Source organism: Gemella sp. GH3, assembly GCF_013415425.1.
GTDB lineage: Bacteria > Bacillota > Bacilli > Staphylococcales > Gemellaceae > Gemelliphila.
In genome coordinates, this window is record NZ_JACBYC010000163.1 from 20,999 (window position 1) to 46,226 (window position 25,228).

Here is a 25,228-nt window from a genome sequence, read left to right on the forward strand (position 1 = left end):
AATACAATATACACTTATAAATAAAATGGAGATGGCGGGATTTGAACCCGCGTCCAAAAACACCTCTCCCTAGCTTCTACACGTTTAGTTTATTTATTAAATTTAATTTTTTATATAAGCCAACAAACAGGCTGTAAAAAACGAGCTTGATTATCTTATTCTTTAATTCTACAAGCTGAAGAATTAAAACGTAGGTTGTTATTTAATGAACCGATTATCTTTATCACAACCAAATAAAGTAATCAGCCTTTAGCTAATTAAGCTGCTAAAGCTAATGATTTATTGTTGTCAGTTATATTTAAACTGTTGTGTTTTTGAAGAGACAACCCTCTTACGTGCCACTAGACAGACTAGCATCCCTGTCGAATCCTAAACATCCCCTAGTTTATAAAAATTATTATAGCATAATAAAACAAAAAAGTGAAGATATAAATACCTTCACTTTCCTACATAACGTTTATTAAATATCTCTTCTTCTTGTTCTACGAGGACGTGGAAACATTTCTGAATCTGCTTCGTCTTTCCCGTAATTACTTGTAAATGTTGAAGTAGCTGTTGGTTGAACTCTTTGCATAGCTTCTCTCTCAGAAGAACTATCACTATCAAAACCAGTTGCTATAACAGTTACAACAATTTCATCAGTTTCTTCTAATGCTTCATTAATTACTGTACCGAAAATCATATTTACTTCTTCATCACTAGCTTCTTGAACAATACTTGCTGCAGCTTGAGCTTCAAATAAACTTAATGAAGGTCCACCTGTTATATTTAGTAATACACCTTTTGCTCCAACAATTGAAGTTTCTAATAAAGGTGAAGATATAGCTTTCTTAGCTGCTTCAATAGCTCTGTTTTCTCCAGATGATACACCTATTCCCATAAGTGCAGAACCTTGATCAGACATTATAGCTTTAACATCAGCAAAGTCAAGGTTAACTGCTCCAGAAACATTGATTAAATCAGAGATACCTTGAACCCCTTGACGAAGAACATTATCAGCTTCAACGAATGCTTGCATCATAGGCGTAGATTTATCAACAATATCTAGTAATCTATCATTTGGTATAACTATAAGAGTATCAACTGCTCCTTTTAATGCATTAATACCTGCAGTTGATTGAACTTGACGTTTTTTCCCTTCAAAGTTAAATGGGCGAGTAACTACACCTACAGTTAAAGCTCCTAGCTCTTTTGCTATGCTTGCAACTATAGGAGCAGCTCCTGTACCTGTTCCTCCTCCCATACCAGAAGTAACAAATACCATATCAGCACCTTCTAAAGCAGCCTCAATTTTATCCTTAGTTTCTTCAGCAGCCTTACGTCCTACCTCTGGATTAGCTCCTGCTCCTAAGCCTTTTGTTAATTTTTCACCTATTTGTATTCTTACATCAGCTTTTGATTTTCTAAGTGCTTGAGCGTCTGTATTAACTGCGATAAATTCTACGTTTTGAACACCACTTTCTACCATGCGGTCTACGGCGTTTCCACCTCCACCACCTACTCCTACTACTTTAATAACTGCTGATTGTGTAAATTCACTGTCAAATAACATATTCATAACTATTTATTTTCCTCCTAATTTTATTCGAATAACGAACTATATCTTTTTCTTAATTTATCAAATAATCCATCTTTTTCAATTTGATCATCATCTTCTTCTAAATAATCTTCTTTATCCGAAAAATTTTCTTGATCTATATTTATTTCTTCTATATTCTCTATTTTCTCAAAATCAGTATTTGGAGTTTCATTAGCAACTATTGCATCTCCAAAACTTTGATATCCAAACAATGTTTCTATATTATAACTACTAGTTAAAGTTCCTACAGCTACTGCTAGTTCTGGAGAATTAGCTCCTATAATTTTTGGAGTTCCTATACGAACATTCATTTTTTTCAACATATCTCTAGTAAGTTCTAATACACCCGGCATTAAGGTAGTTCCACCTGTCAGCACTACATTTCCTTTAATTCTATTAATACCAGCTTTTCTAAGAACATCAAAAGATCTTAAAATAATTTCTTCAACAACCTCTTCTATGTAATCTGATAATTCTTTTTGTGTAAATGGTTCTTCATCTTCTGCCAAATTATCTAAATGTATAATTACATCATCAGAGGCCATATCATAAAAACTATGACCTTGAGTTACTTTTATTTCTTCTGCTTTTTTGTTAGATACATTTAAAACGTCAGAAATAACTCTTGTTATATCATCTCCTGCTAAGTCTATAGATTGAGATAGTTGTAAAATATTATCTTCAAAGTAACTTATGGTAGTAATACCTGCTCCAATGTCTATAATTACAGAACCATAATCTCTTTCATCATCACTAAGCAACAACTCTCCCAAGCAATGTGACGTACAGAAAGTTTCATTACAATCTACTCGTAACTTCTCTATACTTTTATATATAGTATGTAAATGTGTCTTTGAAGTCAATACTCTATTTCCAGTTAATTCAAAAGAGTTATGTACAGTCATACCTTTTGGCTTATTTATCTTCTCTATATCATCAATTCGATAATAATCTGGAATTACTTGTACTACTTCTCGTTCTCTAGGTAATGGTAATATTTTTGCTTCTTCTACTACTTCTTCTATATCTCTACCATCAATATCATGCTTATTATCAAATCTAATCTCTGCTACACTTTTTTTAATATGAGTGTGTACGCTTGGAACAGCGATATAAAGTGACCTTATCTCTTTATTAGCTTCATTCTTAGCTATTTCTAATGCTTTTTCAATATCTCTAGATGCATTCTCAACATCAACTATATTTCCTCGCTTTATAGCATTAGTTTTAACAATTCCTACACCTAATATGTTCAATTTTTCATATGCCACATCTGCTATAATTACCTTTATGCTAGAAGATCCCAAATCAAGTGCAGTATATAATTGTGAACTCAAGCTAAACACCCCTTCCTATAAATTCTATATGTTTACTAGTAAAGCTGGCAATATACAGCCAATTATGATTACTATGTAAGATTATAACATAAAATCCAAAAAAAAAGTATTAAAATATAGAAAAAATTGAATTTTTTTGATTAAAATTTTGTTACAAAACATTTTTCTATAAATAATACTTTATTATATGTTCTTATTGATATTCATTGTGTACAGGTCTAAATTTTCACTTATTTAATTATTTCTTTTTTCTTTATTGTTATCTTCGTTATTTTCCGATTTTACATCTTTGCTTTTTTGTAAAATATCTTTTATTTTATTCTCTTTTAATTTATTACTTTTTTCTGTCTCTAAATAAGATCCATTTATTAAATTCAATATAGTACCTTTTTTATCATCAATATGTTGCGACATCTCGAAATAATAATTTAACTTGGACGAAAAATTGCTAACATTTATTTTTACACGTTGTCCATCTTTCATATAAACCAGTGCAACTTGTTCATTATCTCTATCGTCTACAATTTCTGAAATTTGCATTAATATTTCTTCTTTTAATTCTATTAAATTTTTCAGTAGTTCTTGTTTTTTAGTGGCATTTTCAAAGTTTGTTAAAATAGGAAGATCAAGTTGTTTACTTAATTTACCATTATGTATATTTCCATCACTCATAATAATATTATAATTATTATCTGCTTTTTCTCTTGCTATTAATCTTTTTTCTTTTATATCTATATTTATAGTCTGCAACCATTTAGTAGTTACGGATACACTTTCTACTATGTTATAATTTTCTTTTATTTTATTCTCAAACTTATCTTCGTCAACATCCCAAATTTTAACATCATTATTTATTGCAGTTGTATTTTGTATATCTTCTTCTGTCAATTGAACTAATCCTGTAATATTAATATTTTTTAATTTTACATATGAACTATTTAGAAAAATAAAAACTAAAATCCCAAATACAACAACTAATGAAAATATAATTATTTCTATATTTCTCTTTTTCTTATATCTAGATAAAGCTGTTTTATGATTTTTATCTCTAGATTTTTGTAGTAATTTTTTATTCTTTAAATTCATTTATATCAACTCTTTTTTTATTTTATTGTAGGTATCAATAAATTCCTGTCCTCTGACTTCAAAATTTTTATATTGATCCCAAGAAGCACATGCTGGAGACAATAGTATAACATCTCCTTTATTAGCTAATTTAGTTGCTAATTCAGTTGCTTCTTCTACATTATAACATTTATGTGAAGGAATGTCGTTTGCTAACCCTAAGTTGTATAAGGTATCCTTTGTTTCTCCAATGGAAATTAATTCCTTAACTACATTAAATCCAGATTCAAGTTCTGATAAATCTATACTTCTTTCTTGACCACCACATATTAAAATGACATTTCTATCAAAACCACTAAGTGCTTTTAGAGTTGAAGAAGGATTAGTAGCTTTTGAATCATTGTAATATTTTATACCATCTATCGTCCCTAAAAATTGAAGTCTGTGTTTTACACCTTTAAAATTATATAAAACTTTTTGAATACTGTTTACACTAGCATTTTCTAATATTGCCATTAAAGATGCCGTTATTGCATTTTCTAAGTTATGCTCACCAGGTAAGCTTAATTTTTTTACATCAAAAATATTCATTCCATCATATTTTAATATACCATCTTCTACATATGCCTGCGCTTCTTTGTTATTAAAAGTACTATAATATATTACTTTAGATTTAATATCATCTTCTAAGTATAATTCCTTGTCTTTAATATTTAAAATTAAATAATCTTCTTCTGTTTGATTTTTAAAAATTCTCTTTTTTATATTATGGTATTCTTCAACATTATTATGATAATCTAAGTGACTTACTCCTAAATTTGTAATGGTAGCAATGTGTGGTCTGAATTTATCTACACCATTTAATTGAAATGATGATATTTCCATAACTATTGAGGAATTATCTCTGTTATCATATGCAACTTCTATTGCTGGATAACCTATATTACCCGCTAATTTAACATTTTCATTTTCTAATTTTAATATTTCATAAAGCATAGTAGTTGTTGTTGTTTTTCCATTAGTTCCAGTTATAGCTAGTATATTATAATCATATAATATACTAGCTAATTCTACTTCAGTTATTATTTCTATATTACGATTAATAGCTTCTTTTAAAAATTCTATTTTATAAGGTATTCCTGGATTTTTTATTATTAGATCAACATTATCTATTAAATCTATCGGATGTCCTCCTGAAATGATACTTACACCTAAACTTTCAAGATAAAGAGCATCTTCATTATTAGATAAATCATCTGCTGCATTAACTGTAACATTAATACCTAATTTATTCAAAATCAAAGCACTTTTATAGCCACTTCTAGCAAATCCTAAAATTAAAATATTCTTATTTTTTAATTCTTCTAAAATATTATTATTATTATTATTCATTATGCAACTCCTACGAAATAACCTATTGTTGAAGATAATACAGCAATAATTACAAAGATATAAACTGTTTTTACTTCTCCGTATCCTGATAATTCAAAATGATGATGAAGTGGAGACATTTTAAAAATTCTTTTACCTGTCTTTTTAAAATAAACAACTTGAATCATTACTGATAAAGTTTCTAAAATATAAACTAAACCTATAAATAGAAACGCTACTTCTTTGTGCAATATTATTGATATTGAGGCCAAAATTCCTCCTAATGCTAGTGATCCTGTGTCACCCATAAAAATTTTTGCAGGTTTTTTATTAAATAAAAGAAAGCCTATTAATGCTCCTATTATACTTAAACAAAAAATCAATATTGGAATATTATTTTCTTTGTAACTTATTAATGCAAATGATAATGTAGTTATTATAGTTACACTAGTAGCTAACCCGTCCAGTCCATCAGTTAAATTTACTGCATTTGAAAATCCAGTTTGCCAAAATATTACAAACAATGCATAAATAATTGATAAATTAATGTTTAAATCTGTAAATGGAATTTTTATATAATTAACATTATCATAAATGAACGTTAGCAATAAATAAAACATAAAAGAAAATAATACTTGTAACGTTAATTTCATTTTAGGCGATAAACCATCGTTTTTCTTTTTTACAACTATTAACATGTCATCAATATATCCAATTATAGAAAATGATATTGTAGTATATATATACAACAAATAATATTTTAGATTATTAGTGTCTATTACTGATGCAATAATTAATGTTATAGTTATCGCTACTATAAAAGATATTCCACCCATAGTTGGAGTTCCCTTTTTTAAAGCGTGACTTTGTGGTCCTTCTTTTCTTATTTCTTGACCAAATTTTAACTTATGTAAATACTTTATTAAACTCGGTAACATAACTACCGTTATTATAAAAGAGCAAAATAATGCTGCTATAATATACAATGAATTCATTAGTCTCTCCTTACTCTAATTTTACTTTTAATTTATCTCCACTTTTTATTATTTTATTAGCAGCTACAGACTGCTCTTTAACATATCCGTTTCCTTCAATTTCTAAATCTATTCCTGTTAATTCTTTATATCTTAATACATCTACTTTCGACCAACCTTTAAAATTAGGTAAAATAATATTTTCTCTACTCGTAACAACAAATACTTTATCATTTACATTAACAGTACTATCTGCATTAGGAAATTGTTGCAATACTGTTGTTCCATTTCCTATTAATACTGTATTTTCTGTATGTTTCGATAAATTAGAAATAACACTATTAACATTCTGACCTACATAATTATTCATTTTATACATAATATTATTAGATTCTGATTTTTCTTTTTGAACATTTAAATAATCCAATATATTAGTCATAATAGGATTAAATAATTCTTTTGCGGCATTATTATAATTTTGAACAGCATTTTTAGTTGGAAGTTTTATAGCTGTATATAAAATAACCTCTGGATTATCACTTGGAGCATACCCTATAAATGAGTGCATAACTTTATACGGACTAGAATAGTAAGTTCCAGTATCTGGATTAACTATTTCGGCAGTACCTGTTTTCCCTGCGACACTATATCCTTCTAATTTATATTTTAATCCTCCATTAGCCCATTCTCCATTTACTACCCCATATAATTCTTCTCTCGTTTTTTCAGCAGTTTCTTTTGAAATAGGATTAGAGACTACTGTGCGTTCTCCTTTATTAACATAAACGTCACTTGTCTTGTCATGAATTTTTTGTAAAAAATATGGTTTTAACATTTCTCCATCATTAACAATAGCTGTTTCTGCTTGTAACATTTGTATAGGGGTTACTGTACTTCCTTGACCAAAAACAGTTGTAGAAGCAGATACTTTATTTCCAAAAGCTAATTCTCCTCTAGATTCATTTTCAAAAAGAGAATTAGTTACTTTTCCAAAACCAAATTTTTCTAAGCCATACTTAAGTTTATCTGTTCCTAGAGATTCTAGCATAGTTAACATGAGAGTATTAGAAGATTCTTGAAAACCGTGTCGATAAGTAATAGTTCCCCAACCTACTCTATTATAATCTCTTATAACTGCATCTTCTACTCTGTAAGATCCCGATAGATATGTTTTATTAGGATCATAAATACCATTTTCTATCATTATAGCTAAGCTATAAGTTTTCATTGTAGAACCTGGTTCTAAGGCAGAATTATAGATTGCATTAGTCCACGCTCCAGATATATTTTCTTTAGTATTAGGATTAAATGCAGGGGTTTGACCTATTCCTAAAATTTCACCTGTTTTAGCACTTACAGCAACAGCAAATGCACTTTCTGGCTCATATTTAGATTGAATATCAGATAAACTATTATCTATAAAGCTTTGAATATTTTTATCTATAGTTAAATAAACGTCTGAACCATCAACTGGTTTTATTTCAGTAGTAGGTTCATTAGAAACTACTTTGCCCCATGCATCTCTGGCATAAATAATCCTACCATTTTTTCCTCTTAAATAATAATCAAATACTTTTTCTATACCTAGACGACCCACGATTAAATTACTATCATCAGAAGATTGAGCAAAACCTAAAAAATTACCTAGAAGTGTCCCATTAGGATAATACCTTTTTGTAGTTGTTTCAAATTTTAATCCAGGTAAATTTAAACTTTCTATTTTCTTTTTATTCTCTATACTTATATCTTTCCCATAGCTACCAAACTCAACTTGATAGGCTTTATCATTATTTAAAATATCTAAAATGTTACTCTTATCCAAATTTATTATTTTTGATAACTCTTCTGCTGTTTTTTCTTTATCTACCACATGAAGTTTTTGGGCAGATTCATCTAACCCCTCAGATGCTTTATCTGATAATACTGCAACTAATTTATATGACTCAATATTATCTGCCAAAATATTACCGTTACGGTCATATATCTTCCCACGATTAGGCTCTAGTACTCTATCTACAACATATTTTTCTTGAGCTAATTCTCCAAGATTTTGTCCTCTTATAGTACCTAAGACCGTCATTTGCCCGATATTAAATATTAATATCCATACAAATAAAAAAACAAAAAGTACTGTAAATATCATTTTTGTTCTTTTTCTTGATATATAGTCTTTTGTTTTTATACTTTTAGGATCTGCCAAAAATCTAAGTGTGATTAATCTTAGAAATTTTTTCAATTATCTCACTACCTTTACATTATCTTTTTGTGGTTCCATTCCTAATATTTCTGCTACTCCTCTTATTCTCTCATAAGAAGATAAATCATTTATTATAACTCTTTGTTCTTCGGTATCATTTTTCATTTTCTTTATTTCTGCTGTATTTTTAATTTCCTGATTTTGTAAGCTGTATACTTTCCCACTATAACTCAACATAAAATACAACGAAATTATTATAACAAGAGGCAAAGCTATATACACAAATAGCTCAGGTCTAGTTAATGTTACTTTTTCTTCTACTTTTTTGACACCATATTCTCTACTATATACTTTTAATGTAGCCACTGTTCTTATCCTTTCTATTTTAATATAATTATCTTTGAATTTCCACTATTCTTAACTTAGCACTGCGTGATCTATTATTTTCCTCTAATTCTCTTTCTGTAGGAATTATAGGTTTTTTATTTACTAATTTTAATTTTGCTTGATATTCTAGAGGAATCATAGGTAAATTTTTAGGTATATTTTGTTCTTTAGAATAAGAATTAAATATTTGCTTACACAATCTATCTTCTAAAGAGTGAAAAGTAATTACTGAAATTCTTCCACCAATATTTACTAATTTTATAGCTTGCTCTAAAGAATTCTCAAATACTGATAATTCATTATTTACAGCTATCCTAATAGCTTGAAAAACTCTTTTGGCTGGATGCCCTCCTTTTCGTCTTGCAGGAGCTGGAATAGAATCCTTAATAATTTCTACCAAATCAAAAGTCGTTTCAATAGGCTTTTGAGCTCTTCTTTGCTCTATTTTTCTAGCAATTTGTTTAGAAAATTTTTCTTCACCATATCTATAAAATATTTTTACTAATTCATGATATTCATAATTGTTTACTACTTCGTAAGCACTAATATCTGCATCTGTATCCATACGCATATCTAGCCTATTGTCAAAATTATAACTAAATCCTCTTCCAGGTGTGTCTAATTGGGGAGAGGAAACTCCCAAATCGTAAAGAATACCGTCTACTTTTTCTACACCTAATTTATTTAATTCGTATTTTATATTTTCAAAATTTGACTTAATAAAAACTACTTTATCTTTATAATCTTCTAATTTTTTCTTAGCATTTTCTATAGCTAATATATCTTGATCAAAAGCGTATAATTTCCCTGTAGTAAGTTTTTTTAATATTTCTAAACTATGTCCTGCACCACCTAGTGTACAGTCAACATATATGCCATCTTCTTTTACTACTAAGCCATCTACAGCTTCATTTAGTAACACACTATAATGCTTAAACATCTAATACCTCTCATTAACTCTTCTAAAAATCAAAATTTTCTAATTCTTCTGCTATTTCTTCAAATGTTTCTTCACTATCAATTAATTGAATATCCCATTTTTCTTTATCCCAAATTTCTATTCTGTTAGAAACACCATTTACAACACATTCTTTAGTTAATTTGGCGTGGTCAATAAGTGATTGTGGAATATTTATACGACCTTGTTTATCAATCTCTACTTCTGTTGCTCCTGAAAAGAAGAACCTTTGAAATGCCCTAGCATTTTTTTTCGTTACTGGTAGTGATTTTATTTTGCTTTCTATTTTTTGCCATTCTTGTAAAGAATAACCAAAAAGACACGAATCTAGTCCTCTAGTTATTATAAATTTGGCTCCTAATTCTTCTCTAAATTTTATAGGCATACTTATACGCCCTTTAGCATCCATTTTATTATTATATTGACCGATAAACATAATTTCACCACCTTACTAATATAATTTACCACATTTCCCCACTTTTTTCCACTATTTATAGAAAATTTATACATTTTTTTCTAAAAAATAAAATAAAAAAAGATTTATTCATAAATTATGAATAAATCTTTTTTAGTTGCAATAATTATGCTAAAATAAAATTTTCAATTTCTTTCTCTGATAAAGAAGAGTCCATAACCACTTTTACTTCATTATTTTTTAATATAAGTAAGGCAGGTACAGTTTTTATATTATATTTTTCTCTAAAACTTACTAAATTATTATCAAAGACATTCTCACTATCTACAAAGTAAACATTTTTTTCTAATTGATCTACTACATTTTTCAATTTAGGTGCAAATTTTCTGCAAAAAGGACAACTAGATCTTCCTACAAATACTATTGCTCCTTCTTCTGTTGATAATTTATTTTGTGCATCATCTGATATTATCTTTAAAAAATTTTTTATATTTTCTTCAAAAGTTTGCATAATATATCCTCCTTAATAATTTATAATTGTAACATAAAATATTAATATAACAAATTAATTATACTCAAGTCTAGAAGTTATAAGGAATATAAGATAAAAATATTACAGCAAAGAATATTAAATATAAGAATACAAATAACCATTTCAGCTTAAATATTATTGCTACATATTCTCTAATAAATGCACTCGGAATATAGTAGCCTGCTGTCCTACATCCTAAACCGTCGCCTCTCATCTTTATTCTTTTAGCATAAGTACTAGTTCTAAAAACGTGATAATCATTGGTAACAAATAAAAATTTAGGATTATTTACTTCTTGCTCGCCTAATTTTTTAGAATTTACTAAATTTTCATAAGTAGTTCTAGATGTATCTTCTAAAATTATCTTATCTAAAGGTACATCACCCCTACTTTCTATATAGTTAAAAATAGCTTGTGCTTCAGATATTTTTTCATCGATACCTTTTCCTCCACTTGCTATTATTTTAACATTTTTATTTTTTGATTTATGAAAAGCATATATAGCTTTATCAATTCTCTTTTTCAATAAAGGAGTTACTATCTCTCCATTTATAAGTCCTGCACCATGAATAATAATAAAGTCATAAGATTTATTTTTTGGAATAAGATTATATAAAATAGAGTAAAGTAGATAACCAACAAAACTAAAAACAAATAATAAGAATGTGTAAAATATAAAGAAACTTAATACAGCAAAATATGGATTAACACTATTATACACAGAACTTAATTGAACAAATATACTAAAGTAAAAAAACAATATAGAAATACCTAAAAATAAAGATAAAATGTTAGTCTTTGAATAGCCCTCTTTTCTTAAAATTATAACTCCATTATATATTAAAAATATTCCCATAATAAGTATAGTTATTGGAATACCTACAAATCCCAAAATTAAAAGAATATTATAAATAAATCCATAATCACTATCAAAAGAAATTTGCAATAATGAAATATAAAATAAAAACAAAAATATTATCAACAATATAGGATTTAATAAACTTCTCAAATCTCTATACATAGAAATTACTAAAATAATAAAAATTATAAATGTAATTATATATATAAACATACTACCTCCTTTTTATTATAATAAAATATAATACTACTTCATAAGATAATTTATATAAAGTAGTATATTTTTTTAATTAAGTTTAAACAGCCATTATAATATGTAATTATACAAAAAATCAAATACAAAATCAATAATATAAAAAAATGATATTCGATAAGATGTACAATCGAATACCTTTTTCTATCTAAATATTTTTCTGTATATATTCTATTAAATCACTAATTTTTTCTATGTTACTAGTATCTTCATCAGAAAATTCAAAACCATATTTTTCTTCTATATCCATAACAACTTCCGCTATTTCGATAGAATCTGCATCTAAATCATCATTAAGACTTGATTCTAATTTTATATCTTCTTCATTTACACGAATGTGTCTAGTTATTATTTCTTTTAACTCTTCAAATATTGCCATAATTATTCTCCTTTTATTATCTCCGTCATTTTACTATATAATTTTGTTTTATGCATTTTTTTTGCTTGTTGTACCGCAAAATGTACTGCTTTTTCGTCAGCTGAACCATGAATTTTTATTGCAGGTTTCTGTAAACCTAACAATACAGCTCCTCCATATTCACTGTAATCAAATTTCTTTCTAAATGACTTTAAGCCTGATTTTACTAATAATGCTGATATTTTAGTTTTAATATTTTTCAAAAATATTCCTTTTAATAAACCACTAAAAGAAATTGCAACACCTTCTATAGTCTTTAAAATTACGTTACCAGCAAAACCATCTGCTATTATAACATCATACTTATGATCTAATATATTCCTAGCTTCTATATTCCCTTTAAAATTAGAAACATTTTCTTTTAATAAAATATGTGTTTCTTTGTATAATTTATTACCTTTTGTAGGTTCTTCCCCTATATTTAATAATGCTACACTTGGATTTTCTTTATTGTACATATACTTTATGTATAAATTTCCTAATTTAGCATAATTTAATAAATCGTTAGATTTCGCTTCTACATTAGCACCTAAATCTGTAAGCAAAAATTTATGATCAGTTACAGTAGGCAACATTGTTGCTAGTGCAGGTTTAGCAACACCCTCAATTCTTCCTAGTATGAATAAAGAACTTGCCATAAATGCACCTGTACTACCTGCAGATATAGAAACATCTATAACTCCATCTTTTTGATCTTGTAACATCTTTATCATTGTAGAATCTTTTTTTCTTCTATGAACTCTTGCTGAATCATCTTCAATCAAAACTTCTTCTGTACATAATATTTTTTCTACATTATTTTTTGTTAATAAATCCAAATCTTCTTGTAAACCATAAACAACAAAAGTTATACTTTCATCATTAGAGTTAATGTAATTAATTAATTGCTGTTTATCATCTGCTCCGCGTAAATCTAATCCTACTCTCATCTATACTTTTTCTTCTCCAATTAATTTTGCTTCCACTACAAAGCGTTCTTCCCAGACACCAGTATTATAATTATAAGCATCACAAGTGAACATTGTTAATTTCTTAGGTTCACCTGGTTTTTGATCTAATATTTCTACTTGTGTATCTGTAACATTATAAATCTTTGATACCTCATATGTCAATAGTCTATCTTTAGTAGCTATTTTTACTGTAGTTCCCATTTGTATTTTTCTTAAATTATAGAACCTAATATCAATTCCTTGAACACTATGACCAGCAAGTACTACATTTTGATCATCTAACGTTTGATTATGGTCTACTGTAGCTACACCATTTATTAAATTTATTTCACTGTCTCCTTGAAATATAGGTTCTTGGATTTTTAAATCATCTATTAATAAAATTCCTAACATAGAATCTGTAAGTTTAATACTAGATGAATTATCTGTAAATAACTTTTGCCACCAAGGAATATTTACATCATTTTCATTATTTTTATAAGCTGTTATTATTTTATTATTTACGCTTCCCGTCAAATACTCTCTAATTTTATCCTTAAAAATCAAAATACCCGAAGTGAACAATAGAACTACTATCAAGATATTTATTAATATATTTTTTAATCTTTTTTTGTTCATTATTTCTCCTAATTAAAAATTATTTTTTTCTATCCCTAAATAACTAAGTAATTTTTCTTTATTATCAGTAACTTCTACTATCTTATATGCTAATTTTTTGGCAAGATACATAAGTTCTGTATCATTTAATAAATTTGCCGCTTTAAAACTAGGAATACCACTTTGTTTTGTTCCAAAGAAATCTCCAGGACCACGTTGTTTTAAGTCAAACTCTGCAATTTTGAAACCATCATTTTCCAAACACATAATATCAACGCGTTCATTTTTTCCATCACAAATTAAAACACAATAAGATTGATAACTACTACGTCCTACTCGCCCTCTAAGTTGGTGTAATGTAGCTAATCCAAAACGATTAGCATCAACTATTAGCATAAAAGTCGCATTAGGAACATTAACTCCCACTTCAATAACTGTAGTAGATATTAATATATGTATTTCTCCTTTTATAAATTGTTCAACTATATAATCTTTTTCTTTGTTTGACATTTTCCCATGTAATATAGCTACTTTATACTTGTCGTCTAAATGAGAAGTAATTTTTTCATACATTTCTTCTACATTTTTCAAATCAATTTTTTCTGATTCTTCTATTAAAGGACAAACTACATAACCTTGTCTATTTTTCTCTAACTCTAAAGTTATATTATCTAAAACTGACTTTAACTGCTTACTTGTAGCTTTATATGTTTGTACTTTTTTTCTTCCATGAGGTAATTCATTTATTGTAGACACTTTAATATCAGTTATTAATGTAATTGCTAAACTTCTTGGAATGGGAGTTGCAGTCATCATTAATGAATTAACTTTCTTTCCTTTTTCTAAAAAAGTTTTTCTTTGATTAACACCAAATCTATGTTGTTCATCTGTAATAACAAATTTTAAATCATTAAATTCTACATCACCCTGAATTAATGAATGTGTCCCTATAAGGATATCTATTTCTCCCGCTTTTAGAAGTTCTAAAATCTTTGTTCTCTCTTTTTTGGGAGTACTACTTGTAAGTAATGCTAAACTTACATCCAAATCTCTAAAAAACTCAAAAAAAGTATCAAAATGCTGATTAGCTAATATTTCTGTAGGCGCCATAATAGCTGACTGATAACCTCTTTTTACTACTCCATAAATTAATGCAGCTGCGACTACAGTTTTTCCGCAACCAACATCTCCTTGTAAAAGTCTGTTCATAGAATACGGTAGAGATAAATCTTGAAATATTTCTTCGATAACGTCTTTCTGAGAATTTGTCAAATCAAATGCTAAACTACTAATAAAATAATCTATATCACTCTTATCTAACAATATCTGATAATCTTTATCTTCAACTTTAGAAGATATACTCTGTAGTTGTAACTTTAATTGATAATCAAACAATTCATGAAAAGCAAACATTTTTTTTGCTTTATCAAAAGATACACTATTTTCTGGAAAATGTAAAGTATATAGTATTTTTTTTAGAGGCCATATCCCTTTAAAATTTTCTGGAACAAAATTAATTATATTCTTATCCTTTATATAATTAAAACAATTCTCTACAAGTTCTCTATATTTTTTTTGAGTCACACCCTGTTTTAAATGATAACTAACTTCTATACTATCATCATTAGAATTTGTATCTTTTGAAGCATTAGAAATACTATTTGCAGTTATAGTATTATTAGAACTATTATATATTCCTTTAACAACAACTTCTTTCCCTTCAATTAAATGTTTTTTCAAGTACATTTGATTAAAGAATATTATTTTTACAGATCCATTTGGTGTTTGTAAGGAAAAATATGATCTACTTTTTTTATTTTCATAAAACTGTGTAACAACCCTATTTTCTATTATCCCAGAAGTAACAACCCTATCACCTTGATTTAAATTACTAGAAAATTGTGCTGACATCACTACTTTATAAGGAATATTGAATAATACATCTCTAATATTATAAATATCCATACTATTTAATATACTAGCAGTTTTAGGACCAACACCCTTTAATGATGTTATATTAGTAAGTAATATATTATCCATTTCCTAATAATATACTCCTATAGTTTTCTCCTGTTTTTGTAACAGCTAAACCTCCTTTAGCTGTTTCTTTTAGAGTAGGTGACATCTCTTGTCCTATTCTATACATAGCATCTAAAACTTCATCAGCAGGTATTTTACTTTTTATTCCGCTAAGTGCCATATCAGCTGCCATAATAGCAATACTTGTTCCGGCTGCATTTCTCTTAACACAAGGAACTTCTACTAACCCAGCAACAGGATCACAAACTAAACCTAGTAAATTTTTTAATGCTATCGCAAAAGAATGTCCCGCCATTTCTGGTGTTCCTCCCATAGTTTCAACTATAGCAGCTGCTGCCATTGCACTTGCAGATCCTATCTCTGCTTGGCAACCTCCCTCAGCACCAGATACAGAAGCATTATTAGCTACAACAAATCCAAATGCTCCTGCTGTTAGCAACATATTAACTTGTTGTTCATAACTAATATTAAATTTTTTCTTCAATACATGTATACAACCTGGCAATACTCCTGCAGATCCTGCAGTAGGGGTTGCACAAATAATACCTAAAGATGCATTAACCTCGTTAGTAGCAATAGCAGCTATTACACCATTTAGAAAATCTTCTCCTGATATAGAATTTCCACTATTTACATAATCTTGTAATTTTTTTGCATCTCCACCCGTCAAACCACTTTTAGACTTCACACCTTGAATACCGTCATCTATTGCACATAACATAACATCTAGATTTCTACCCATTCTATTAAGTATTTGTTCTCTAGTAGTACCATTAAGTTCTATCTCTTGTTCTATCATAACTTCATAAATTTTTTTGTTACCTCTCTGGGCTTGAGATATTAAATCCTCTAAACTTTTAAACATACTGCACTCTCCTTATATTTTTGGTGAATATTTTATATGACTAACAAATCCTAAAGATAATAAACACTCTACTATTTCTTCTTTATAGTATTCCATTTCTATAGAAAGTAAGTTACGACCTTCTATTATTGAGCTAGAAAATTTATAACTTTTTAAAATTTGTCTAAAATTTAATACTGTATCTTCTAATTTTTCTTTATTTTCATCAGTCATATCAAAGAAAACAAATATTGTTGGAAAATCTGCAGAAATCTCAACATCAAATCCTTGAATTTCAAATATAACCATTTTTCCACCGCCAATAGATTTTCCACTAACTTCCAAAAATTCACCATCACCCTCTAATTCTATCTTAGCAGTATTAGGATGTATAGGGGTAATTTCACTTTCTATAAATTTGAAATTTATTCCTTGATTTTTAGCATCTTCTAAGCTAGTTCGAATCCCTTTATCAAAGGTATCACATCCTAACAAACCTCCTATTATTGCTATATCTGTTCCATGTCCTCTATATGTATCTTTAAATGATCCATATAAAGTAACTTCTATATTTTTAGGCGAACGATTAAATAAGTTTCTTGTAAACAATCCTATACGAGCAGCTCCTGCTGTATGGGAACTTGATGGACCTACCATTATTGGACCTATAATATCAAATACACTTCTAAATTTCATATTTTTCTCATCTCCTTATAAAAAATAAGTATAAAGTAGTCATACTTTATACTTATTTTTTTAAACCTCTATTATTGTAGGTATTATTACTGGTGTTCTACCAGCTTCTTTTTCTAAGTAACTACTTAACTTGTCTATTATACTTTGTCTAATATTATACATAGTACAATCTTCATTTGACATCAAAACTGATGATATTTCTTCTTTGATTACTATTTTGCACTTATCTATTAATTCTTTTGAGTCTGTATTTTGTATAAATCCTCTAGAAATAATATCTGGATTACTCATTAATAATTTTTTCTTGAAATCCATTACTACAGATACTATTAAAGCACCTTTTTCAGAAAGTTCTTTCCTATCTTTAATAACTACACTTCCTATATCACCAATACCTAATCCATCAACAAAAACATCCCCAGCTTCTATCTTACCTGCTACTCTTGCAGTATCTTTAGTTAATGCAAGTATATCTCCATTGCTCAAAATAAATGTATTTTCTTCTTTCACATCACATTCAACTGCAGTTTTAGCATGAATAACTTGCATTCTATATTCACCATGTATAGGCATAAAATACTTAGGTTTTATTAATCTAAACATTAACTTTTGTTCTTCTTTTGCTCCATGTCCTGAAGTATGAACATTATTTATGCTAGACGTAATAACATTTGCTCCGAGTTTAGAAAGTAAATCAATGTTTTTATTTATCGATACGGCATTTCCAGGAATAGCAGAACTAGCAAAAACAACAGTATCAGTAGGCATTATAGTTATTTTTTTGTGAGTACCGTGAGCTATTCTAGTCAAAGCAGCTAACTCTTCTCCTTGTGTTCCTGTACATAAAATTAATAATTTATTAGGGTCAACTTGTTTTAAATGTTTTGGATTTATAAAAGCATCTTTAGGAGCTTTTATATATCCTAACTCTGTTCCAATTTTAATAGCTTTTTCCATAGAACGTCCAAAAACGGCTATTTTTCTATCATGCTCTATACAAGCCTCTACAACCTGTTTAACTCTATAAACATTAGAGGCAAATGTAGCAAAAATAATTCTATGTTTTACTTTTCTCAAAATATTAGAAATAGTAATTCCAACTTCTTTTTCACTCATAGTAAATTCATTTCTTTCAGAGTTGGTTGAATCAGAAAGTAAACATAAAACTCCTTCTTCACCTACTTTAGCCATTTTATACAAATTAGCAGGTTCTCCTACTGGAGTGAAGTCAAATTTAAAATCCCCCGTATGAACAACTTTTCCTTGTGGAGTATTAACAATAACTCCAAAAGCATCTGGTATTGAGTGCGTAGTATTATGAAATTCTATTTTTAAATATTTAAACTTTAATACTTTATCTTCATCTATTTCATGAAATTCAGCTTTTGATAACAAATTATGTTCTTCTAATTTAGATTTTATTAATCTAAGCGCTAAAGGACCTCCATATATCGGTAAACTAACATTTTTTAATAAAAATGGAATACCTCCAATATGGTCTTCATGACCGTGAGTTATTATCAATGCTTTTACTTTATCTATATTTTTTTCTATATAACTGTAATCTGGAATAATATAATCAATACCTAGCATATTATCTCCAGGAAATTTTACCCCAGCATCAATAATTATTATCTCATCACGATATTGAATAGCATAAGTATTTTTACCTATTTCTCCCATACCACCTATAGCTGCTATCCCTACTTCGTGTTTATTGATAAATCTATCCATTTACTTTCTCCAATTTAAAATTAGCAGATTCTTTTTCAAACTCTAAGTATTGCTCTCCTAATTCTTGTACAAACTCTATATTATAATTTCTATTATCTAAATATTTCAAAACTTCTGGAATACTCTCTGCTTCTACATATATTACTTCAGTATTTTCTCTAACTGGTATTTCTTGTGAATTTTCTTGATAAAATACTTTAAAAACTGCCATTATATCTCTCCTATCATATTTTTTATTATATTAATTGTATAATCTATTTCTTCAAAATTAGTATTTCTATTTATAAATGAAAACTGTAATATATTTCTTTCACGTAAATAAGAACTATTATAATGAATAAATATATTATTTATTGACAACGAATCTCCTATGTTGACACTAGAATATTGTTTAGGAACTTCAACTGTTAAAATAACTGGTGATAATTCATTACTATTTATCTCCATAATAGGTAATTTCAATTGTTCTAATTTAGACCTCATATATCTGTATTTAGATACTACATTATTATAAGGTTCATCTGTTTCAAATTCATCCAAAGCTACATTTAGAGCTTCTATCAATAAAGACGGTTGTGTAAAAGGTATAGAGTTTAAATCATTAGCATATTTTAAATCTAAATAAATGGTTTCTTGCTCTAACTCTACTAAATCACAATTACTTCCAACTATCGCCAAACCTGCTATCGAACAAAACGCTTTTCCAGAAGAACACGCAACATAATCTACATTTGAATAGTCATATTTTATTGCTCCTACAGCTGATATAGCATCAACTGCTAAAACTATATCTTTGTCCCCCCCGCATTCTTTTGCTATATTAATTATCTCATCCAAATTATTTAGAATTCCTACACTAGTTTCATGATGTACAACATATATAAATTTATAATTATTTTCTATAACATCTTTACGTAATTTTTCTAAATCAAAACTTTCTCCAAAATTAACAACATAACTATCATAAGATAAATTATGTCTCTTAGCTTGCCTAACCAATCTGTTTCCAAACTCACCATTAGCCAAAATAACACCTTTTCCTAAATTTCGTTGAGCTAATTGTGCCAAAATAGATTCGTTAGCTAATGTTCCAGATCCATGCAAAATAGTAACATTTTTAACTTTTAATATATTTTTTATTTTTCTTAAAGTGTCTTGAGTCAAACTAACAAATTCTTTACTTCTGTGAGAGTAAAGTTGCTTAGAAAATTTAGACAACACATTATCTGGTAAATCAACCGGTCCAGGTAAGTAATTTATTCTCTTTTGTTTAGATAATTTATCTACCACCCTATTACTTTCACGAAGATCAAGAGCCATAGGTATATACTCTGCTCCTTCTGTTCCAACATTGTCATGAAATCTATTAAAACCAATGTGTCTATATAACTTTTCCTGACGAGTTGTTCCAGATATAAAGACTAAATCATATGAATGTTGAATTAAATAATTAAATGTGCATTCTAATAATCTAAAGAAAGCTTTTGTCTTTCTATATTCTTCTTTTATAGATAAAAGCCTAATTTCTACAGGATTTTTAAAATCTTTTTTATAAAAATCTTCAATTCTTCCTAATTTTTCATCTAAAGAAAAAGGTCTATTAGAATTTAAAGAAATCATTGCTATTACTTCATTATCTTTTTTAGCAATTATATAAATATTTTTATTATGAAATTTATCTATTAGTGTCTTTTCATCATTTTCTTTATGCTGAGGAATTTCATCAACAAAAGTTGCATAGTTTAATTTAAATATTTGATTATATTCGTCTTGTATATTAGCTATTTTATAAATCATACTTTTCCCCACATTTTATTTAAAAATTTCCTAAACTATATAATACCATAATATTGTATATTTTTCAAAAAAATGTATTAATAAAGCTATTATTAAATTAATATTTCACATAAACGACTAAAAAGATTTAGTTAAAAAACTAAATCTTTTATAGCCTAAATAATTTTAATGATTAAAATATTCTTTGATTTCGAATCGCTGTTTTAATATTTGTACATTCATTTATTGCTTTAGCTTCTATAGCTTTTTTAGTCTTAGCTGCTAAGAATCCTTTATATTTAAGTCCCATAGCAGAAGCAATAGCATCTTTTGATCCTAAAGAACAAACTACTCCTCGATTAATATATTTAAAGTTAGGTGTAGAATTTCCTTCAAGTCTATTTACAATATGTTTTGCTGTATAAGTTCCCATTTGACAAGCTATTTGAGCCGTTGTTGGATAAGGTCTTTCTTGTCCTTCTTCTATAAAGGCAGCACAATCTCCAACTATATAAATATCTTCTAACCCTGGTACTGTTAATTGTTGTGTTGTAACTAAGCGTCCATTTTTAGATAATTCAGGGAAAGTAGCGTCCATAATTCTACTACCTTTCACTCCTGCAGTCCATACTAGCGTACTAGCTAATAATTCACGACGCTCTCCGTCAATCTCTACAACAAATCTATCTGAAGTAGCACCTTTTATTCCAGCTCCTAGTATAATTTCAATTCCACGATCTTCTAAAAATTTTCTTGCATAATCACTATATGCTTTATCAAACATCGGTAATAAAACTGGCGCAGCATCTAGACCGTAAATTTTCACTAATTTCTCATCAATACCATATTTATTACATAATTCTTTTCTAGTTTCTACTAATTCTGCTAAAAATTCTATACCAGCTAGTCCTGTTCCTCCAACTACTACAGATATATCTTTAATATCTTTTTCTTCCGATTCTGCATATTTCTTGAAATTACTTTCTAAACGATAAAATATTTTTTCTGCAGCATTTACATCTGTTATTGGCAATGCATTTTCTAACATTCCTTCTATTCCAAATGTTTGTGTTTCAAACCCTAGACCTACCACTAGTAAATCATAATCAAGCTCTTGTTGTTTTGTATAAACTATTTTTTTATCTGTATCTATCTTTATAACTTCATCTTGAACAAAATTTACAGTTTCAGCTAAAATATCTTTTATTTCTATACAAATATCCTCTCTCTTGATATTTCCAGCAGATAATTCATGTAAATTAACAGTATCATAATGATAAGAATTTTTATTTACTAATGTAACTTTAACTTTTCCTTCTTTTATTACTTTTTTTAACCCTTTTAGAGCAGTAAGTCCTCCATAACCTGCTCCTAATATTACTACATTTTTCATTTATTTTTCTCCTTTTATTTTTCTTCTTAAATATAGTATTTAGTTAATAACAACAACCGCGACCGCAACAACCGTCATGTTCGTCATCTAAGTCCGATATTATGTTAGGATTATCTAGAGTAAAATTTTCTCCAGCTTCATCTACTATGTAGTCAATATTTAAACCGCGTAATAACAACTCATCTTCTTCATTAATAACAACTTTTAATCCTTTAAAATTATAAATTTTATCATTTGATAATGGATCTTGCACTATGTCAATATTATAATACATATTAGTTCCATCTAGTTCTAATGAAATTTTCAAAAACGAATCTTGTTCACTTGCATTAAATAGCATTTGTTTAAATTTATCAATAGCTACATCTGTAATTGATATTAATTGATTTTTTTCAAAATCCATAATTTTTCCCTCTTTTACTTTTTATACTATCATTATAACCGTTTTTATAGTAAAATAATAGTCTAAAGTTTTATTTTGTATATTTTTTTTAAAAAATAAAACCAATTATAAGATAAGAGGTTTCTTATGTCAAAAAATGAATTATATGTTATTAATAAAATTAAGTTTGAATTAGAAAAAATACGCCCTAAACTTCAATTAGATAACGGTGATATAGAATTTATAAATTATAAGGATGGTGTTCTAAAAGTAAGAATGCTAGGTGCATGCTCTACATGCTCTGTTGCTGACATCACAATGAAATATGCCATAGAAGATGTAATAAAAAGTAAGATACCTGAAATAAAAAAGGTACTAAATGTAAAAATATCTATTAATTAGTAAATTATCTAAAAATTTATACCTCTATAAAAATAAAAAATGAACTCTATATTTTAGAGTTCGTTTTTTATTAAAATATTTCTTTATAAGAAAATTACATCATAGGCACTTGTGGAGCTGGTGCTTCTTCTGTAATATCTGCAACAACTGCTTCTGTAGATAAAAATAAACTTGATACACTTGCTGCATTTTGTAACGCTGATCGTGTAACTTTAGTTGGATCAACAATACCTGATTTTATCATATCTACCCATTCTCCAGTAGCAGCATTATATCCAAATCCTATCTCTGATTCTTTTAATTTAGCTACTATTACACTACTCTCTACTCCTGCGTTTTCTGCTATTTGACGAATAGGAGCTTCTAAAGCTATTTTTATGATATTAATTCCCGTTTGAACGTCTCCTTCGGCACTTAATTTTTCTACTTCAGAAATAACTTGAATTAGCGCTGTTCCTCCACCTGCAACAATTCCTTCTTCTACTGCTGCTTTGGTTGAATTTAGAGCATCTTCTATTCTTAGCTTTCTTTCTTTTAATTCCGTTTCTGTAGCTGCTCCTACTTTAATTACAGCTACCCCTCCTGAAAGTTTAGCAAGACGTTCTTGCAATTTTTCTCTATCAAATTCTGAAGTTGCTTCTTTATATAAAGATTTAATTTGATTAGTTCTTGCTATTATTTCATCTTTATTTCCTTTTCCATCTACAATAACAGTATTCTCTTTAGTTACCGAAACTTTGTTAGCAGTTCCTAACATAGTAATATTAGCATCTTTTAATTCATATCCTAAATCACTGGTAATAAGAGTTGCTCCTGTTAAAACTGCTATATCTTCTAATATAGATTTTCTTCTGTCTCCAAATCCTGGAGCTTTAACACCAACTACGTTAAAAACTCCTCTAAGTTTATTTACTACTAATTGTTGACTAGCTTCTGCTTCAAAATCGTCTGCTATTATTAATAAAGGTTTAGAAGCTTGAACAAGCTCTTCTAATAAGGGTAAAATTTCTTGAATATTAGTAATTTTTTTATCAGTTACTAATATATAAGGATTTTCTAAATTAGATATCATTTTTTCTGTATCAGATACCATATAAGGTGAAATATATCCTCTATCAAACTTCATTCCTTCTACTATTTCTAAAGTAGTTTCTAATCCTTGTGACTCTTCAATCGTAATTACACCATCATTACCTACTTTTTCCATAGCTTCTGATATAAATTTTCCTATTTCTTCATCTGCTGCAGATATAGCACCTACTTGTGCTATTTTATCTTTAGAATCTACTGTTACACTTATTTCTTTTAATTTTTCTACGGCTACTTTAACAGCTTTTTCCATACCTTTTCTAATTCCAATAGGGTTAGCTCCAGAAGTAACATTCTTTAATCCTTCTGTTATCATTGATTGAGCTAATATTGTTGCAGTAGTAGTACCATCTCCAGCTATTTCATTTGTCTTATTAGCTACCTCTGCAACCAATTTTGCACCCATATTTTCATAAGGATCTTCTAATTCTATTTCTTTAGCAATAGATACTCCATCGTTAGTAATTAATGGTGATCCAAATTTTCTATCCAAAACAACATTTCTTCCTTTTGGTCCTAATGTAACTTTTACTGCGTTAGCTAGTTTGTCAACACCTTTTTTCATCGTTTGACGTGCATCTTCTGAAAATTTTATTTCTTTAACCATATTTTTATTCCTACCTATAAATTAATTTAATATTGCTAATAATTCTTCTTCGTTTACAACATAAAAAGTTTCGTTATTGTAATTTACTTTTTTATAATTATCAGAGAAAATAACCTTACTTCCTTTAGTTAGTTCTCCTCCATTTTCTACAGAAAGTACGCTAGCTTCACCAATAGCATAGATTTCTCCTATATTTGCATCAGTATCATTAGTATTTAGTACTATTCCGCTTAGCGTTGATTGTTTTTCTTCTATTTTCTTTACTATTACGTTATCAAATACTGGTCTAATCATTTTATTCTCCTATCTAAATAATATCTTACTTTGCCATTTTTTATAAAATATATAATATGATATTTTCTAATAAAAGTCAA

Annotated in this window: 25 protein-coding genes and 1 other RNA gene; 1 reads left to right on the forward strand and 25 read right to left on the reverse strand. The window is 27.9% G+C overall.

The window, feature by feature from the left end:
- Positions 1 to 23 precede the first annotated feature (23 nt).
- From ssrA to HZY83_RS06430, 23 genes are all read right to left on the reverse strand, one after another.
- Positions 24 to 381: a transfer-messenger RNA gene (gene ssrA, locus HZY83_RS06320) on the reverse strand.
- Positions 382 to 460: 79 nt separating this feature from the next.
- Positions 461 to 1,552 (reverse strand): cell division protein FtsZ, encoded by a 1,092-nt coding sequence (gene ftsZ, locus HZY83_RS06325; protein WP_179943260.1) that lies wholly within the window; start codon positions 1,550 to 1,552, stop codon positions 461 to 463.
- Between the two features lie 29 nt (positions 1,553 to 1,581).
- Positions 1,582 to 2,925, reverse strand: a complete 1,344-nt coding sequence (gene ftsA / locus HZY83_RS06330; protein ID WP_370520055.1) for a cell division protein FtsA — start codon at positions 2,923 to 2,925, stop codon at positions 1,582 to 1,584.
- Positions 2,926 to 3,150: 225 nt separating this feature from the next.
- Positions 3,151 to 4,002, reverse strand: coding sequence for a cell division protein FtsQ/DivIB (locus HZY83_RS06335; RefSeq protein ID WP_179943209.1), 852 nt, complete (start codon positions 4,000 to 4,002; stop codon positions 3,151 to 3,153).
- Positions 4,003 to 5,373: a UDP-N-acetylmuramoyl-L-alanine--D-glutamate ligase gene (gene murD / locus HZY83_RS06340; RefSeq protein ID WP_179943210.1), complete on the reverse strand. Its 1,371-nt coding sequence runs from the start codon at positions 5,371 to 5,373 to the stop codon at positions 4,003 to 4,005.
- Positions 5,373 to 6,347 (reverse strand): phospho-N-acetylmuramoyl-pentapeptide-transferase, encoded by a 975-nt coding sequence (gene mraY / locus HZY83_RS06345; protein WP_179943211.1) that lies wholly within the window; start codon positions 6,345 to 6,347, stop codon positions 5,373 to 5,375. Before mraY ends, murD begins: the two co-directional genes overlap by 1 nt.
- Positions 6,348 to 6,357: 10 nt before the next feature.
- The gene (locus HZY83_RS06350) at positions 6,358 to 8,562 is read right to left on the reverse strand and encodes a penicillin-binding transpeptidase domain-containing protein (RefSeq protein WP_179943212.1); all 2,205 of its coding nucleotides are present in this window, start codon (positions 8,560 to 8,562) and stop codon (positions 6,358 to 6,360) included.
- Positions 8,563 to 8,889: a cell division protein FtsL gene (locus tag HZY83_RS06355; RefSeq protein WP_179943213.1), complete on the reverse strand. Its 327-nt coding sequence runs from the start codon at positions 8,887 to 8,889 to the stop codon at positions 8,563 to 8,565. It abuts the gene before it with no gap.
- Between the two features lie 28 nt (positions 8,890 to 8,917).
- The gene (rsmH, locus tag HZY83_RS06360) at positions 8,918 to 9,850 is read right to left on the reverse strand and encodes a 16S rRNA (cytosine(1402)-N(4))-methyltransferase RsmH (protein ID WP_179943214.1); all 933 of its coding nucleotides are present in this window, start codon (positions 9,848 to 9,850) and stop codon (positions 8,918 to 8,920) included.
- Between the two features lie 22 nt (positions 9,851 to 9,872).
- A complete protein-coding gene (gene mraZ / locus HZY83_RS06365) occupies positions 9,873 to 10,304 on the reverse strand; it encodes a division/cell wall cluster transcriptional repressor MraZ (protein ID WP_179943215.1) in 432 nt (143 codons plus the stop codon).
- Between the two features lie 145 nt (positions 10,305 to 10,449).
- Positions 10,450 to 10,794 carry a DUF6568 family protein gene (locus HZY83_RS06370; RefSeq protein ID WP_218925360.1) on the reverse strand — a complete coding sequence of 115 codons (345 nt, stop codon included), beginning with the start codon at positions 10,792 to 10,794 and terminating at the stop codon, positions 10,450 to 10,452.
- A gap of 70 nt (positions 10,795 to 10,864) precedes the next feature.
- Positions 10,865 to 11,887: a YdcF family protein gene (locus HZY83_RS06375; protein WP_179943216.1), complete on the reverse strand. Its 1,023-nt coding sequence runs from the start codon at positions 11,885 to 11,887 to the stop codon at positions 10,865 to 10,867.
- Between the two features lie 187 nt (positions 11,888 to 12,074).
- Entirely contained in the window at positions 12,075 to 12,305 is a 231-nt protein-coding gene (locus HZY83_RS06380) for an acyl carrier protein (RefSeq protein ID WP_179943217.1), read from the reverse strand.
- 2 nt (positions 12,306 to 12,307) lie between these two features.
- Positions 12,308 to 13,273, reverse strand: a complete 966-nt coding sequence (gene plsX, locus HZY83_RS06385) for a phosphate acyltransferase PlsX (protein WP_179943218.1) — start codon at positions 13,271 to 13,273, stop codon at positions 12,308 to 12,310.
- Positions 13,274 to 13,912 (reverse strand): class A sortase, encoded by a 639-nt coding sequence (locus HZY83_RS06390; protein ID WP_179943219.1) that lies wholly within the window; start codon positions 13,910 to 13,912, stop codon positions 13,274 to 13,276. It lies immediately after the preceding gene.
- Positions 13,913 to 13,924: 12 nt separating this feature from the next.
- Positions 13,925 to 15,931 carry an ATP-dependent DNA helicase RecG gene (recG, locus tag HZY83_RS06395; protein ID WP_179943220.1) on the reverse strand — a complete coding sequence of 669 codons (2,007 nt, stop codon included), beginning with the start codon at positions 15,929 to 15,931 and terminating at the stop codon, positions 13,925 to 13,927.
- Positions 15,924 to 16,796, reverse strand: a complete 873-nt coding sequence (gene sdaAA / locus HZY83_RS06400) for an L-serine ammonia-lyase, iron-sulfur-dependent, subunit alpha (RefSeq protein ID WP_179943221.1) — start codon at positions 16,794 to 16,796, stop codon at positions 15,924 to 15,926. The genes recG and sdaAA overlap by 8 nt, the downstream gene beginning before the upstream one ends.
- A gap of 12 nt (positions 16,797 to 16,808) precedes the next feature.
- Positions 16,809 to 17,471, reverse strand: a complete 663-nt coding sequence (gene sdaAB / locus HZY83_RS06405) for an L-serine ammonia-lyase, iron-sulfur-dependent subunit beta (RefSeq protein ID WP_179943222.1) — start codon at positions 17,469 to 17,471, stop codon at positions 16,809 to 16,811.
- 60 nt (positions 17,472 to 17,531) lie between these two features.
- Positions 17,532 to 19,205 carry a ribonuclease J1 gene (gene rnjA / locus HZY83_RS06410; RefSeq protein ID WP_179943223.1) on the reverse strand — a complete coding sequence of 558 codons (1,674 nt, stop codon included), beginning with the start codon at positions 19,203 to 19,205 and terminating at the stop codon, positions 17,532 to 17,534.
- The gene (locus tag HZY83_RS06415; RefSeq protein ID WP_179943224.1) at positions 19,198 to 19,416 is read right to left on the reverse strand and encodes a DNA-dependent RNA polymerase subunit epsilon; all 219 of its coding nucleotides are present in this window, start codon (positions 19,414 to 19,416) and stop codon (positions 19,198 to 19,200) included. Before HZY83_RS06415 ends, rnjA begins: the two co-directional genes overlap by 8 nt.
- Positions 19,416 to 21,002 carry an aminotransferase class V-fold PLP-dependent enzyme gene (locus tag HZY83_RS06420; protein ID WP_179943225.1) on the reverse strand — a complete coding sequence of 529 codons (1,587 nt, stop codon included), beginning with the start codon at positions 21,000 to 21,002 and terminating at the stop codon, positions 19,416 to 19,418. The genes HZY83_RS06415 and HZY83_RS06420 overlap by 1 nt, the downstream gene beginning before the upstream one ends.
- A 172-nt stretch (positions 21,003 to 21,174) precedes the next feature.
- A complete protein-coding gene (locus tag HZY83_RS06425) occupies positions 21,175 to 22,374 on the reverse strand; it encodes an NAD(P)/FAD-dependent oxidoreductase (protein WP_179943226.1) in 1,200 nt (399 codons plus the stop codon).
- A 43-nt stretch (positions 22,375 to 22,417) separates the two neighbouring features.
- Complete coding sequence (locus HZY83_RS06430; RefSeq protein WP_179943227.1) at positions 22,418 to 22,777, reverse strand: HesB/IscA family protein; 360 nt, start codon at positions 22,775 to 22,777, stop codon at positions 22,418 to 22,420.
- Positions 22,778 to 22,903: 126 nt separating this feature from the next.
- Between HZY83_RS06430 and HZY83_RS06435 the strand changes: the two genes are divergently transcribed.
- Entirely contained in the window at positions 22,904 to 23,158 is a 255-nt protein-coding gene (locus HZY83_RS06435; protein ID WP_179943228.1) for a NifU family protein, read from the forward strand.
- A 94-nt stretch (positions 23,159 to 23,252) separates the two neighbouring features.
- Here HZY83_RS06435 and groL read toward each other — a convergent pair whose 3' ends face one another.
- Both groL and HZY83_RS06445 read right to left on the reverse strand, forming a co-directional pair.
- Entirely contained in the window at positions 23,253 to 24,854 is a 1,602-nt protein-coding gene (gene groL / locus HZY83_RS06440; protein WP_179943229.1) for a chaperonin GroEL, read from the reverse strand.
- 21 nt (positions 24,855 to 24,875) lie between these two features.
- Positions 24,876 to 25,148 (reverse strand): co-chaperone GroES, encoded by a 273-nt coding sequence (locus HZY83_RS06445; RefSeq protein WP_179943230.1) that lies wholly within the window; start codon positions 25,146 to 25,148, stop codon positions 24,876 to 24,878.
- Positions 25,149 to 25,228 lie beyond the last annotated feature (80 nt).